This window comes from Pigmentiphaga sp. NML030171 (genome assembly GCF_002188635.1).
Lineage (GTDB): Bacteria > Pseudomonadota > Gammaproteobacteria > Burkholderiales > Burkholderiaceae_B > Pigmentiphaga > Pigmentiphaga daeguensis.
The window spans coordinates 20,526-34,433 of sequence record NZ_NINX01000011.1; the positions used below are offsets into that span (position 1 = coordinate 20,526).

The window sequence follows — 13,908 nt, forward strand, 5'->3', positions numbered from 1 at the left end:
TTGGCTGATGACGGCCTTCATGGCCGTTTTTCGTAGACTTTCAAATTGGATCCAATATAAAGTAGTCAATATCCTCGAAAGATTCCAAGGAGTGTCCGCATGACCATCCGATGGCAAGGCGTGTTTCCCGCCGTCACGACCAAGCTCAAGCCCGACTATTCACTGGATGCCGACGCCATCCGCGCCGGCCTGGAACGCCTCATCGCCCGCGGCGTGAACGGCGTGCTGATGATGGGCATGGTGGGCGAGAACGCGCAGTTGTCGCCCCGGGAAAAGCAGGAAGTGCTGCGCATCGCGCTGGATACGGTGAAGGGGCGCGTGCCGGTGCTCTCCGGCGTGGCCGAGACCAGCACCGAGCGGGCCGCCGCCTTCGCCCGCGACGCCCACGCGCTGGGCGTGGACGGCCTGATGGTGTTCCCCGGCCTGACCTACAAGTCGGATGCCGACGAGACCGTGGCCTTCTACCGGACGGTGGCGCAGGCCTCGCCCCTGCCCATCCTGCTCTACAACAATCCCCGCGGCTACGGCGTGGATCTCACGCCCGACGTGGTGGCCCGCCTGCTGGAAGAGCCCACCATCGTCGCGCTCAAGGAAGAGTCCTACGACACCACGCGCGTCACCGATCTCATCACCCGCTTCGGCGATCGCCTGGCCGTGGTCTGCGGCGTCGACGACCTGGTGGTCGAAAGCGCCGCGCTGGGCGTCCGGTGCTGGGTGTCGGGCATGGCCAACGCGGTGCCGCGCGAATCCGTGGACCTGCTCGCGCTGGCCGCGGCGGGGGACTTCGACAAGGCCCGCCAGCTGTATCACGTGCTGACGCCGCTCTATCACCTGGATACCGTGGTCAAGCTGGTGCAGCACATCAAGCTGGCCGAGCACCTGATCGACGGCACAGCGGAAACCGTCAAGCCGCCCCGGCTCCCGTTGTCGGGCGCCGAACGGGAACGCACCATCGCCATCGTCCGCGAGACCCAGGCCGGCCTGCGCCGGCTGGGATACGACTACTGACTCCCCCGCCCCCAAGGCGCCTGGCGCCACCGGGGGCTTTCCCACAGCAGAAGGACCGCACCATGAACCTCGCCCGCCTGCTTTGCGCCTCGCTTGCCAGCCTGTCCATGCTGGCTTCGTCCTGGGCCGCCGGCTATCCGACCAAGCCCGTGGAGCTCGTCGTCGCCTACCAACCCGGCGGCGGCAGCGACAACACCGCCCGTGCCATCGCCGACGCGGTGCGCCCCATCTTTCCGCAGTCCGTCTACGTGGTCAACAAGCCCGGCGCCAGCGGCTCTATCGGCTGGTCCTACGTGGCCACCGGCCCGGCCGACGGGTACCGCCTGGTCCTCATGACGCCGGAGATGCTGGTCGTGCCGCTGATGGGCATAGGCAAGACCAGCGTGGACGAATTCCAGCCCATCGCCCGCTTCACCGACGATCCGTCGTCGATCACGGTACGCGCCGACGCGCCGTGGCACACCATCCAGGAGTTCCTGGCCTATGCCAAGGCCAACCCCGGCCGCGTCGCGATCTCGAACGCCGGCAACGGCACGGTGCCGCACATGGCGGCCGCGGCGCTGGGAGAATCGGTGGACATCGCGTTCACGCACGTCCCCTACCAGGGATCGGCGCCGGCCATCATGGGCCTGCTGTCGGGCGACGTGCAGGCCACCACGGTGGCCTACGCGGAACTGCGCCAGCATGTGGAAACCGGCAAGCTGCGCACGCTAGCGGTGATGTCGGAGAAGCGGATCGAGACGCTGAGCCAGGTTCCGACCTTCAAGGAACTGGGCCACGACCTGCTGTTCAGCGTGTGGCGCGGCGTGGGGGTCCCCAAGGGCACCCCCGCCGAGGCGGTGGAGAAATGGCGCGCGGCGGCCCGGACCCTGTCGCAGTCGACCGAGTTCCAGACCACCATGCGCAAGCAGAACCTGACGCCGGCCTACGCCGACCTGTCCGAGTTCTCGTCCGACGTGGCCAGGCAGGGCCAGGCCTTCAAGACCCTGGTGCCCAAGCTCAACCTCAAGCAGTAATGCGCGAAGGGCGGCCCGAAGAACATCCGGGCCGCCCGCGGGCCATCAGTCGATGATGATGTTGGCCTTCTGGATGACCGGCCGCCAGAGCTGGATCTGGTCCTTGATGTACTGGCCGAATTCCTCGGGCGTGTTGTACATCGGCTCCAGCCCTTCCTTGCGGAACTGCTCCAGGGTTTCCGGATTCTTCAGCACCGCCACGATCTCCTTGTTCAAGCGATCCACGATGGGCTTGGGCGTGCCCGCGATGGTCAGGAGGCCATACCACTGGCTGGCCTCGAAACCTTCGAGGCCTTTGGTCTCGCTGATGGTCGGCACGTCGGGCAATTGCGGCAGGCGCTTGGCGGTGGCCACGGCGATGGGGCGCAGGCGGCCGGCCTGGAAGAACGGCGCAAGCGGCGGATAGCCGGTCAGCACCAGCGAAGTCACGCCGCCGACCAGGTCGTTCAGCGCGGGCGCCGTTCCCTTGTAGGGCACGTGCTGGATCTGGATGTTGGCCTTGAGCTTGAAGTATTCGGTGGCCAGGTGGGCCGCGCTGCCGTTGCCGCCCGAGGCGTAGTCGTAGCCGTTGGGCTTGGCGCGCACGGCCTTGATCAGTTCGTCCACCGTGCGCACGTCCAGCTTGGCCGGGTTGACCGCCAGCACGTTGGGCACGCCGGCCACCAGCGAGATCGGGGCGAAATCCTTCACCGGATCGTAGGGCAGGCGGCGATACAGCGTGGCATTGGCGCCGAAGGTGCCGATGGCGCCCATGATCAGGGTGTAGCCGTCGGCCGGCTGCGACTTGGCGTACTGCGTGCCCACGATGCCGCCCGCGCCGGGCTTGTTCTCGACCACGATGGGCTGGCCGAGCGCCGCGCCCAGCTGCTTGCTCATGACGCGCGCGATGATGTCGGTGCTGCCGCCCGGCGTGAACGGGACGACCAGGGTGATGGGCCGGGACGGATAGTTGTCGGCCGCATGCAGCGGAGCGGCGAAAGCGGCGCAGACGATGGCCGAGGTGACGACTTGCTTGAACATGACGATGGGTCTCCTGTGTGTATTGATATATGGGCGGCGAGCCCGCCGCCCCGTGGCTCAGGGACGGGCGCCCCGGGCCTCGATGCGCCGCTGGCGCGCGATCAGCCTTCGGGCCCGTTCGATGACCGGAATGTCGATCATCCTGCCGTCCAGCTGGAACGACGCGCGGCCTTCGGCCTGCGCCTGCTCCGCCGCCTCGATGACGCGCGCGGCATGCGCGACGTCCTCGGGCCGCGGCCCGTACTCCTCGTTGACGATGGCGACCTGCCCCGGATGCACGCAGCTCGCGCCGTCGAAACCGAACTGGCGCGAGCGCCTGACCATGGCGCGGAACCGGTCCCAGTCGGAAAAATCGGCCACGGTGCCGATATAGCCCAGCGGCATGACGCCGGCGGCGCGCGCCGCCAGGATCATTCGCTGCTTGGGCATCAGCAGCGCCTCGTCGGTGGGCTCGAAGCCGCCGTTCAGGGCGAAGTCCTCGCCCCCTATGTTGATGGCCGCCACGCGCGGCGAGGCGCGGGCGATGTCGGTCATCTCCTCGAACGCCTCGGGCGTCTCGATCATGACCAGGAAACGGGTGTGTCCCATGGCCAGGCCACGGTCCGCCTCCAGCTCGGTCACCAGTTCGTCCAGCAGCCGCACGTGCGACGGGCCGTCCACCTTGGTGATGGCGATCCCGTCCACGTCCGCGCCCACGCTGGCCTCGACGTCGCGCACGCACAGGCCGAGCGGGCGGTTCACCCGCACCAGCACGTCGGCCCCGCCGCGCCGCACCTGCGCGGCGGCGGCCGCGACCGCTTCGCGCGCCACGGCTTTCTCGGAAGCCGGCACGCTGTCCTCGAGGTCGAGCATGATGGCATCCGCGCCGCGGGTGTGCGCCTTCTCGATGAAGCGCGGCACGTTCGCCGGCACATACAGCAGCGATCGCCAGACCGGCAGCTCGCGCTGCCTGGCTTGTTCGGCCATGCTCGTCATCGTGCCTCCTCCCGCGTGGCGGCGTGATCGACCGTGGCGCCGCTGGCCACCATGGCCTGGATGTCCTCCTCGCCCAGGCCGGCGTCGCGCAACAGTTCGATGCTGTGCTCGCCGATGTGCGGCGCGGGCCACTTGAGAGCCGGCTCGTAGGTCGAGAAACGGACCGGATTGCGCAGGTTGGTGATCGTGCCTTCGGTGGGATGCTCGACCTTCTGGAACAGCCCCGTGTCGGCCAGGTGCGGATCGTCCAGCACCGAATCCAGCGTGTGCAGCGGCATCGCGGGAATGTCGGCGGCCTCCAGGATCTCCAGCCATTCGGCCGTGGTCCGCGTCGCGAACACCTCGTTGCGGATGCGGAACATCTCGCCGATGTTCTCGAAACGGGCGCGTTTCTCGGCAAAGCGCGGATCGGTCCGCAACTCGGGGCGGCCCATCGCCTCGAACATCGCGAAGACTTGCGCGTCGGTATTGGCGGTCACGCAGATATAGCCGTCGGCGGTGCGGACCGGCCGCGAATTGGGGTCCAGCAGGCGCGAGTCGCCGGTGGCGCCCAGCGGCGGATCGAAGGTCTTCAGGAACATGTGCTCGGCCAGCACGAAGGCGGTCATGCTCTCGAACATGGGCACCTCGACCACTTGCGGGCCGCCGTGCCGCAACCGCTGCACCACCGCCATCAGGATGCTGTTGGCCACCATCACCCCCACGGTACGATCGGCGATGACCATGGGCACGAAACGCGGCTGGCCGTCGCCGCCGTTGTTGATGGCAGCCAGGCCCGAGGCGCCCTGGATGATGGAATCGTAGGCGGGCTTGTCGCGGTAGCGACCTTCCTGGCCGAAGCCCACCACGCTGCAATAGATCAGGTCGGGCTTGAGCCGGATCAGGTCCTCGGCCGACAGGCCCAGGCGCGCCGCCGCCGACGGCCGCATGTTGTGCACCACCACGTCGGCCGACGCGATCAGCTTCTTCAGGGCATCGAGCGCGCCGGGTTTCTTCAGGTCCAGCGCCAGGCTCTTCTTGTTGCGGTTCAGGTGCAGGTATTTCGCCGCCATGCCGGGCGTGGGAGAACGCCCGCCTATCCAGCGCGCCAGATCGCCCGAGGGATGCTCGATCTTGATGACCTCGGCGCCGAAGTCCGCCAGGAACTGCGTCGCGTAGGGCCCCACCACCACCTGCGTCAGGTCGACGATGCGCAGGCCTTCCAGCGGCGCGCGGCCCGCCTGCTGCGATACGGATGCCGTCATGCCGACTCCTTCGTGGCCGAGCCTTGCAGCGTGGTCTTGCCCGCTTCGGTCACGACGCGGAACTCGATCGCGCCGGGCGCTTCGCCCGCGCGGCTCTCGACGCGGAAGGGCACGCCCTCGAACAGCGGCGAGGTATTGCGGGTGGTCAGGCTCGACAGGCGCGCGCCGCCCCAGGCCTCGTGCAGGTGCTCGGCGGCGCAGAGCGCCCCCAGGCCGCCGTTGACCACCAGGCCGGGATAGCCTTCGACCTGGGTGGCATAGGGCTGGTCGTAGTGGATGCGGTGGCCGTTGAAGCACAGCGCGCTGTAGCGGAAGATCATCACGGCATCGGCCACGATGGTGTCGGACCGGTGCAGGGCCTCGAAGGCGGGCGCGGCGGCAGCCTTGGCCGCGCCGCCGTCCTTGGCCAGGGTGCTGTCGCGGTAGACCACGTCCTGCTCCTCGACCACCACGGTGCCGGCGGCATTGCTGACGACGTGGCGCACGGTAACGAACACCAGCGGTCCGGAACTGCCCTGCTTGGGGGTGATCGAGGCGATGGTGGACACCCGCTCGAGTTCGTCGCCGATGCGGATGGGCGCGACGAACTGGATGCGCTTGCCGGCGAACATGCGCTTGGGCAGCGGCACGGGCGGCAGGAAGTCGCCCAGCGCCGGATGGCCGTCGCGGCCGAGCTGGGAGCGCGGCACGACGCGCGGGAAGAGCACGCTATACCACATCTGCGGGAATTCGGCGCCCCGGGCGAACGCGGCGCCGCGCGAGGACTCGATGGTGGCCGACAGGCGTTCGGCCAGTTGGGGGGTGACGACGTCGGCGTTCGTCTCGCTGCGGCCCACCCAGGCTTGCAACGCGTCGAGTGCCGCGGGCGTGGTGTCGGAGGTCACGATGGTGTCTCGCTGGAGTTCTGTAGTACGGCGCCCATCGTAGACCCGCCCCTCGTTTCCGAGAAATGATAAATTGCGGATGTCTATTCCATTTTGGAAACGTACTCCTGGAATACCCCCATGAAACTCCAGCAAGTGCGCGCCTTCTGCGCCGTCATCGACCATGACATGAGCGTGTCGCGGGCGGCGCGGGCCCTGCACACCACCCAGTCGGCGGTCAGCAAGCAGATCGGCCAGTTGGAGGACAGCCTGGGCGTGGCGCTGCTGATCCGCGCCAAGAGCCGCATCCTGGGGCTGACCGACGTGGGCCGGCAGGTGCTGCAATGCATGCGCGGCATCCTGGCGGCGACCGAGGATATCTCGCTGATCGTGGCCGACCACCGGCGCGAGGCCGGCGGCCGGCTGGCCATCGCCACCACGCACACGCACGCCCGCTACGCGCTGCAGGACATCGTGCCGGGCTTCACCCGGCGCCACCCGGGCGTGGGCCTGCACCTGGTCCAGGCCACGCCGTCCGAGATCGCCGACCTGGTGGCCACCGGCGAAGTCGACCTGGGCCTGTCCACCGCGCCGCAGATCCTGCCGCCTTCGCTGGCCACCATCCCCTGCTACCAGCTCAAGCACGTGCTGATCGGTGAGCGCGGCCATCCCGTGTTCGAGACGTCGCCCTTGACACTGGAGGCCATTGCCCGCCACCCGCTCATCACCTACAGCGAACAGCACGCCATCGGCCGGCGGGTGAACGAAGCCTTCGCCGCCGCCGGCCTGTCGCCCAAGATCGCCATGCGCGGCACCGACGTGGAGATCATGAAAAGCTATGCGGCCACCGGCGTGGGCCTGGCCGTCATCCCGCTGATCGCCTATTCCCGCACGCGCGACCGCAAGCTCGACGCGCGCCCCGTGGACCACCTGTTCCCCACCAGCATCGTCTACGCGCTGGCCCGGCGCGGCGCGTACTGGCCGCGCCACCTGTACGAGTTCGTCGGCAAGCTGGCTCCGGACCTGACGCCGGCCGCGATCGAAGAAGCGTTGCTGAGCACCGAGCCGCCGGCCTGACGCGCATTCCGCATGCAAAAGCGGAAAAATGAAAATGGTTTTTGGAAACGGTTGTTTTCGCGTGGCGGCGATCCTAGAGTGATTTCCGACGGCGGCCATCCCGGGCCGCCCCCCCGGATATCGCCCACGCCATGCGCCGCCGCACCCAGCCGCCCGCCAACGTCACCGCCCTGGAACGCGGATTCGCCGTACTCGACTGCTTCGCGCGCGCCGCGGGCCCGCTGGGCAACGGCGACATCGCCGAAGCCACCGGCATACCCCGCCCCACCGCCTATCGCCTGATCTCCACGCTGGTCGCGCTAGGCCAGCTGCGGCCCTGTCCGGACTCCGACAAGTACGAACTGGCCGCCGGCGTGGTGCGCCTGGCGCAATCCTTCCTCGGCGCGATCGACGCCCGCCGCCTGGTGCGGCCGCACCTCGTGGCGCTGGCCGAGGCATGCGGCGCCTCGGCTTTCCTGGGCCTGCGCGACGGCACCGACATCCTGGTGGTCGAGGCGGCCCGCGCGCGATCGGCCGTGGCCTTCCTGGGCGCCGACGTCGGCACCCGCATGTCGCTGGCCAGTTCGGCGCTGGGACGGGCCTGGCTATCGGGCGTGGATGCGCTGACCTGCGCCACCGTCGGCGCCGATACGCTGGCTGCCGGCAGCACCGTGACCGCCTCGCGCCTGGACGCGGCGCTGCGCAAGGCGCGCCGGCTGGGCTACGCGGCCTCGCAGGGCGAATGGCACGCGCAGATCAATGCCGTGGCCACGCCGGTGCGCGCGCCCAGCGGCGAGGTCTTCGCCATCAATTGCGGCGGCCCCTCGTTCCTGATCACGCCCGACAAGCTACACGACCTCGTCATTCCCCGGCTGCTGCGCGCGGCGGCCGACTTCGCCGACGAAATCGGCGGCATTTCCGGCCCCGCGCTGACCGCGGCCGTGCCGCCCGTTCCCCGCAAACGGATGGCCGCCTCGTCGGCGTAGGGCCATCCGCCCCCCACGACCAGAAAACAGAAGGAGACACCCATGCCCGACTTTCCTCCCCGCCCGGGGCGGCGCACCGCGCTTGCCGCGCTGCTCGCCGCGGCGGCCGCGCCCCGCCTCTCGGCCGCCCAGGACGAGAACTGGCCCAATCGCCCCGTCAAGCTCATCGTGCCCTTCGCGCCCGGCGGGCCGACCGACACGATCGCCCGCATGCTGGCCGAGAAGATGCAGGCCGCCTGGCAGCAACCCGTCGTGGTCGACTACAAGCCGGGCGGCGGCACCATCACCGGCACCAATACGGTCGCCAAGGCGCCGGCCGACGGCTACACGCTGGGCATGGCCATCAGCGCGCTGATGATCAATCCCAGCATGCAGCCCTCGCTGCCCTACGACACGCGCAAGGACCTGGCCGCCGTCTCGCAGGTCGCGCTGACGCACTTCGGCCTGTTCGCGCACCCCTCGCTGCCGGTCGACACCGTGCCCGAACTGATCGCCTATGCCAGGAAGAACCCGGGCAAGCTCAGCTACGCCACGCCGGGCGTGGGCACGGGCACGCACCTGGCCGGCGAACTGCTGGCCCACATGGCGGGCATCGAGCTGGTGCACGTGCCTTACAAGGGCAGCAGCCCGGCGCAGCAGGACGTGGTGGGCGGACGCGTGCCGCTGCTGTTCGACGTGATGTTCTCGGCCATGCCCTACGTCGAGGACAAGCGGCTCAAGCTGATCGCGCTCGCCAGTCCCAAGCGGGCCGCGAGCCATCCCGACATTCCGCTGATCGCCGAGACCGTGCCGGGCTTCTCGGCGATGAGCACGATCGGCATCGTCGAGCCCGCGGGCGTCCCCGCCGCGCTGCGGCGGCGCGTCGGCGCGGACATCGGACGCATCGTGAAGGCACCGGACCTGGCGGCGCGCATGCAGCAGCTGGGCATGGAGCCGGTGGGCTCGACCCCCGAGCAATACGCCGCGCTGATCGACGCCGAAATCGACAAATGGGCCAAGGTGGTCAAGACCGCCGGCATCAAGATCGAATAGATTCCCCACAAGGAGAAATCCATACCATGGCACTTACGCTCACGCCCCTGACGCCCGGCTTCGTCGCCGAAGCCTCGGGACTGGACCTCGCCCGGCCGCTGGATGCGGCCGCCGTCCGCGCCATCGAAAAAGCGATGGACGACTACGCCGTGCTGGTGTTCCGCGACCAGCCGCTGGACCAGGACCAGCAGATCCGCTTCGCCAAGAGCTTCGGTCCGCTGGACCTGGGGCTGCGCAAGGTCAAGGGCGGCGCCCACCGCTTCGACCACGCGGAACTGGCGGACATCTCGAACGTCACCGTCGACGGCTCGGTCGCCGGCCGCGAACACGCCAAGATCGTCGGCAACATCGCCAACCAGCTCTGGCACAGCGACAGCTCGTTCCAGCGCCCGCGGGCCAAGTATTCGATGCTGTCGGCGGTGGTCGTGCCGCAGGACGGCGGCCAGACGGAATTCGCCGACCTGCGCGCCGCCTACGACCATCTGCCGGAGGCCATGAAGGCCGCCATCGGCGACCTCCAGGCCGTGCACTACGCCCTGCACTCGCGCTTCCTGCTGGGCGACACCGACTATACCGAGGCCCAGCGCAATGCCCTGCCTCCGGTGCGCTGGCCGCTGGTGCAGACCGATCCGCGCTCCGGCCGCAAGATCCTGTTCGTGGGCATCCACGCCTGCGAAGTCGTGGGCATGACCGTGGCCGAGGGCCGCATGCTGCTGCTCGACCTGCTCGAACACGCGACCCAGCGCGAGTTCGTCTACCGCCACGCGTGGCGCGTGGGCGACCTGGTCATGTGGGACAACACCGCCACCCTGCATCGCGGCCGGCGCTTCGACTTCGCGCAGCGGCGCGAGCTGCGGCGCGCGACCACCGAGGAAGTGCAGTTGTCGGCCGAGGCGCGCGCGGCGGCCTGACCCTGCCGCTACTTGCCGTGCTCGGCCGCGATCGGCCGGGTCTCGCCGGTCTCCACCAGGCTGCGGGTGGCGTCCGGCGAGCCGTAGATCCACAGGATCTTCATCGGCCGCGTCGCCGACAGGTTGCGGAAGCGGTGCGGCACGCCCGGCGGAATGTAGGTCGCGTCGTGCGCCTTGAGCGGGTGGGACTCGCCGTCGATGTCGAGCACGGCCTCGCCCTCGATCAGCACGACGCTTTCCTCGCAGTTGTGGAAATGGAAGGGAATCTGCGCGCCGGCCTCGAATTCGGTGTAGCCGGTCAGGAAACCCTGGGCGCCGACCTGGCGCCCGACCAGCGGCGTGGTGCGCGCGCCGCCGCCGCGGTCGTGGACGGGCAGTTCGGCGGCCTTGAGCAGGACGGCCCGGGATGGCGTGACGTTCATCGTGGGTTCCTCGGCCTCAGTTGGACTGGATGTTGCCGTCGCGGATCAGTTGCTGGTACAGGTCGAAGTTGCCGCGCGTGGCGGCGCCGAATTCGTCGGGGCCGATGCCGCGCAGGGTCATGCCCAGCGGCGCCAACTGCGCCTTCACGTCGGACGCGGCCAGGGCCTTCACCACGCTCTGGTGCAGGCGGTCGACGATGGGCCGGGGCGTCCCGTGCGGCGCGACGATCGTGGCCCACGAGTCGAAGAAGAACCCGGGCAGGCCGGAGGTGTCCACCGTCGGCACCCCGGGGAACTGCGCCAGCGGCTCCTTCGTGGATACCGCCAGCAGCTTCACCTTGCCGCCCTGGATCAACCCCGCCACCGTTCCCAGCCCCTGGAATCCCGCCTGCACTTCCTTGCCCGCCACCGCCACGGCGCCGGGCGTCGCGCCCTTGTAGGGCACGTGCACGATGTCCAGGCCGGCCTTGCGGGCGAACAGCGCCATCGCGATGTGCTGCGGACTGCCGTTGCCGCCCGAGCTGTAGTTGATGCGGCCGGGGTTGGCGCGCGCATCGGCGATGAAATCGGCCGCGGTCTTGTAGGGGGAGTCGGCCGGCACCACCAGCCCCCACTCGACCGTCGCCACCAGCGACACCGGATCGAAGTCCTTCAGGGGATGCCACGGCATGCTGGGATAGATGTGCGGGATCATGGTGAGGATGCTGTCGTTGAAGCCGCCCAGCGTGTAGCCGTCCGGCGCGGCCTTGGCCACCTTGTCCGCGCCGATCAGCCCGGACGAGCCGGGAATGTTCTCGACCACGAAGGGCTGGCCCAGGTCCTCGGACATCTTCTGGACCACGATCCGGACCGCCTTGTCCACCGCGGAGCCCGCGGCCAGCGGGATCACCATGCGGACGGGCTTGGCGGGATAGGCGTCGGCTGCCCGCGCGGGGGTGCCCGCGCAGACCAGCAGCGCCATGCCCACGCTTGCGATGATGGACTTCATGTCTGTCTCCTCCCCCGTCTGTGCGGGTGGTGTCTGGGAACGAATCTGCGGTCAGCTGGCCAGGAGCGGAATCTCCAGTTCCCTGGCCAGCTGGTCCAGCTCGGCCGCCACGCCGCGGGAAACGGGAATGCCCGTTTCCCGGTAGTGCCGGCGGCGCACGTGGCTCTGTTCGCCGGGCATCCAGATGCGCTCGGTGCCGGGCATGCGGGCGCTGCCGCGCAGGTCTCCCACCAGCCGGTCGACCGCCTCCTTGAAGCCCTGCACCGGGCCGAAGGCGGCCAGGTTCAGGACCAGCATGGCCTGGCCGGTATTGGTCGGCGTGACGTGGTCCTTGTTGAAATCGACGACGTCCCGCCCCATCGCGGCACCGTTCAGCGTGCCGGCCAGCAGGCCAACCATCAGGGCCAGGCCATAGCCCTTGTGGCCGCCTATGGGCATCAGGAAACCCTCGTCCGATCGAGCGGGGTCGAGCAGCGGCCGGCCCTGGCGGTCGATCATCCAACCTTCGGGCATCATTTCGCCGCGCTTGGCCTTGGCCTTGACCTTGCCATAGGCCGCCACCGTGGTCGCCATGTCCAGCACCACCGGCGGCTCGTCGCCCGCCGGCACGCCGACCGAGATGGGATTGGTCGACAGCAGCATGTCGGTGCCGCCCCAGGGCGGCAGGTGATTGGCGTTGCCCACCGCGAAATAGATGCCGACCATGTCGTGCCGCAGCGGCATGGCCGAGTACAGCGAGGCCGGGCCGGCATGGTTGCTGCGGCGCGTGCCCACCCAGGCCGCACCCTGGGTCCTGGCCTTGTCGATGGCGATTGCGGTCGCGCGCGACACCACCAGGTGTCCCATGCCGTTGTCGCCGTCCACGACGGCCATGCCCGGCATGTCGGCCACCACCCGGATGTCGGGCCGCACGTTGATGCCGCCCGACCGGATCCGCCTGACGTATTGGGGCAGGCGGATGACGCCGTGGCCGTCCGAGCCCTGCAGGTCGGCCTGGGCCATCAGGCCCGCCACGGTGGCGGCATCGCCCTCGGGCAGCCCCGCCCGCCGCAGCGCCGCGGCAATGAATCGCTCCAGTTGTTCCAGGGAAACCGATATCGAATTGCTATCTACACCCATGTCCGTCCATGCCACAGCGCGTTGACGGCCAATGCTAGAGAGCGCCAGGGCGGAAATCCAATACAGAATTCGCTCCGGGCCATATCATCCTGATATGGTTTATCGGGGGCAGCCATGAATCTGCGCACCTTGCGGTACTTCGTCGCCATCGTCGACGCCGGCAGCCTGAGCGCGGCCGCGCAGGCCATCTCCATCGCCCAGCCCGCGCTCAGCCGCCAACTGCGCGAGCTGGAACGGGAAATGGGCCAGCCCCTGCTGATACGAGGCGCGCGCGGCGTGCGGCTGACGGCCGCGGGGCTGACGCTGTACGAGTCCGCGCAGCGCATGCTGGCCGAGGCGGCCCGGCTGCGCCGGCAGATGACGCAGCGCCCGGCCAGCGCCGCCACCACGGTCACCATCGGCATCTCGCCCACCCTGGCCGCGGTGCTGGTGCCGGGCCTGTTCGAACAATCGCGGCGGGGCCTGGACGGCATCCGCATCAAGGTGCGCGAGGCCTTCACGCCCTCGCTGCTGGAATGGGTGGAACGTGGAATGGTGAACATGGCCGTGGTCACCAACCCCAGTCCAGGCGGTGCGCTGGCCCTGCAGCCGCTGCTGGGCGAACCCTTCGCGCTGGTCGCCAACGTCGCGCTGGGCCTGGGCCCCGTCATCCCGGCCACGCAGTTGCATCGCATGCCGCTGCTGATGACCTCCTTGCACCGCGACATCGTGGACAGGCAATTGATGCCGCTGGGCGTGGACCTGCGATTGGAGGCCGAGATCGACTCGGTCGACGCCATCCGGGAACTCGTCTGCCGGGGCCGCTGGGCCACCATCATGCCGATCTCGGTGTTCAAGGACCTGGTTGCCGCGGGCCGGGTGACCGGCTCGGAAATCACCGGCGTGCAACTGAACCGCATGCTGGTGCTGGCGCGCCGCATCGAGCGGGACAGCCCGGCGGCCTACGACGCGGTGCAGGACCTGCTGCACGCGGAATTCGCGCGGCTCAATCGCGCCAATGTATTCGGCATATCGAACCTGGGCGGGCCATTCGCTGGCGAACGGGATGCCATGCGGGCAGGAGAGTGACGGGGAAAGGGCGCAGGAACGACGAGGGGCGGCGGGTGGCGTCCCCACCAGGAATCGAACCTGGATCTGATTCTTAGGAGGAACCTGTTCTATCCATTGAACTACAGGGACGCAAGCCCGCTACTGTAACAGCAGAAAGGCCCCTGGGACAAGAATCGCCTTGCGGTGCAAGCCATGTGAGAATGCGGTCAACGGACCGG

General features: G+C 69.0%; 14 protein-coding genes and 1 tRNA gene. 7 read left to right on the forward strand and 8 right to left on the reverse strand.

Going from position 1 to position 13,908, the window contains the following annotated elements; all coding sequences use genetic code 11:
* Window positions 1–99: 99 nt before the first annotated feature.
* Together CDO46_RS01940 and CDO46_RS01945 are read left to right on the forward strand one after the other, a co-directional pair.
* On the forward strand, window positions 100–1,008 hold the full coding sequence (locus CDO46_RS01940; RefSeq protein ID WP_087836891.1) for a dihydrodipicolinate synthase family protein: 909 nt from the start codon (window positions 100–102) through the stop codon (window positions 1,006–1,008).
* Window positions 1,009–1,070: 62 nt separating this feature from the next.
* Complete coding sequence (locus CDO46_RS01945) at window positions 1,071–2,024, forward strand: tripartite tricarboxylate transporter substrate binding protein (RefSeq protein ID WP_087836892.1); 954 nt, start codon at window positions 1,071–1,073, stop codon at window positions 2,022–2,024.
* A 45-nt stretch (window positions 2,025–2,069) separates the two neighbouring features.
* Here the strand turns inward: CDO46_RS01945 and CDO46_RS01950 are convergent, their stop codons facing one another.
* The 4 genes from CDO46_RS01950 to CDO46_RS01965 are packed head-to-tail and all read right to left on the reverse strand — an operon-like array spanning window position 2,070 to window position 6,147.
* Window positions 2,070–3,044: a tripartite tricarboxylate transporter substrate binding protein gene (locus CDO46_RS01950; protein ID WP_087836893.1), complete on the reverse strand. Its 975-nt coding sequence runs from the start codon at window positions 3,042–3,044 to the stop codon at window positions 2,070–2,072.
* Window positions 3,045–3,101: 57 nt separating this feature from the next.
* The gene (locus tag CDO46_RS01955) at window positions 3,102–4,019 is read right to left on the reverse strand and encodes a CoA ester lyase (protein ID WP_243724452.1); all 918 of its coding nucleotides are present in this window, start codon (window positions 4,017–4,019) and stop codon (window positions 3,102–3,104) included.
* Entirely contained in the window at window positions 4,016–5,263 is a 1,248-nt protein-coding gene (locus CDO46_RS01960; RefSeq protein WP_087836894.1) for a CaiB/BaiF CoA-transferase family protein, read from the reverse strand. Before CDO46_RS01960 ends, CDO46_RS01955 begins: the two co-directional genes overlap by 4 nt.
* Window positions 5,260–6,147, reverse strand: a complete 888-nt coding sequence (locus tag CDO46_RS01965; RefSeq protein WP_176400639.1) for a MaoC family dehydratase N-terminal domain-containing protein — start codon at window positions 6,145–6,147, stop codon at window positions 5,260–5,262. Before CDO46_RS01965 ends, CDO46_RS01960 begins: the two co-directional genes overlap by 4 nt.
* A 120-nt stretch (window positions 6,148–6,267) precedes the next feature.
* On the opposite strand from CDO46_RS01965, the gene CDO46_RS01970 reads away from it, so the two are divergent.
* The 4 genes from CDO46_RS01970 to CDO46_RS01985 all read left to right on the forward strand — a co-directional run bounded on the left by CDO46_RS01970 (window position 6,268) and on the right by CDO46_RS01985 (window position 10,111).
* Window positions 6,268–7,203, forward strand: a complete 936-nt coding sequence (locus CDO46_RS01970; RefSeq protein WP_087836896.1) for a LysR substrate-binding domain-containing protein — start codon at window positions 6,268–6,270, stop codon at window positions 7,201–7,203.
* 131 nt (window positions 7,204–7,334) lie between these two features.
* A complete protein-coding gene (locus tag CDO46_RS01975; RefSeq protein ID WP_087836897.1) occupies window positions 7,335–8,168 on the forward strand; it encodes an IclR family transcriptional regulator in 834 nt (277 codons plus the stop codon).
* 42 nt (window positions 8,169–8,210) lie between these two features.
* The gene (locus CDO46_RS01980; protein ID WP_087836898.1) at window positions 8,211–9,200 is read left to right on the forward strand and encodes a tripartite tricarboxylate transporter substrate binding protein; all 990 of its coding nucleotides are present in this window, start codon (window positions 8,211–8,213) and stop codon (window positions 9,198–9,200) included.
* 26 nt (window positions 9,201–9,226) lie between these two features.
* Window positions 9,227–10,111, forward strand: coding sequence for a TauD/TfdA family dioxygenase (locus CDO46_RS01985; protein ID WP_087836899.1), 885 nt, complete (start codon window positions 9,227–9,229; stop codon window positions 10,109–10,111).
* 8 nt (window positions 10,112–10,119) lie between these two features.
* Here the strand turns inward: CDO46_RS01985 and CDO46_RS01990 are convergent, their stop codons facing one another.
* Genes CDO46_RS01990 through CDO46_RS02000 form a run of 3 tightly spaced genes read right to left on the reverse strand, consistent with a single transcriptional unit; the run spans window position 10,120 to window position 12,640 of the window.
* Window positions 10,120–10,533, reverse strand: coding sequence for a cupin domain-containing protein (locus CDO46_RS01990; RefSeq protein WP_087836900.1), 414 nt, complete (start codon window positions 10,531–10,533; stop codon window positions 10,120–10,122).
* Between the two features lie 16 nt (window positions 10,534–10,549).
* Window positions 10,550–11,521, reverse strand: a complete 972-nt coding sequence (locus CDO46_RS01995) for a tripartite tricarboxylate transporter substrate binding protein (protein WP_087836901.1) — start codon at window positions 11,519–11,521, stop codon at window positions 10,550–10,552.
* A 51-nt stretch (window positions 11,522–11,572) separates the two neighbouring features.
* Complete coding sequence (locus CDO46_RS02000; RefSeq protein WP_087836902.1) at window positions 11,573–12,640, reverse strand: Ldh family oxidoreductase; 1,068 nt, start codon at window positions 12,638–12,640, stop codon at window positions 11,573–11,575.
* A gap of 114 nt (window positions 12,641–12,754) precedes the next feature.
* Here CDO46_RS02000 and CDO46_RS02005 point away from each other — a divergent pair, with 114 nt between their 5' ends.
* The gene (locus tag CDO46_RS02005; protein ID WP_087836903.1) at window positions 12,755–13,708 is read left to right on the forward strand and encodes a LysR family transcriptional regulator; all 954 of its coding nucleotides are present in this window, start codon (window positions 12,755–12,757) and stop codon (window positions 13,706–13,708) included.
* A 36-nt stretch (window positions 13,709–13,744) separates the two neighbouring features.
* Here the strand turns inward: CDO46_RS02005 and CDO46_RS02010 are convergent.
* Window positions 13,745–13,819, reverse strand: a tRNA-Arg gene (locus CDO46_RS02010).
* Window positions 13,820–13,908: the final 89 nt, after the last annotated feature.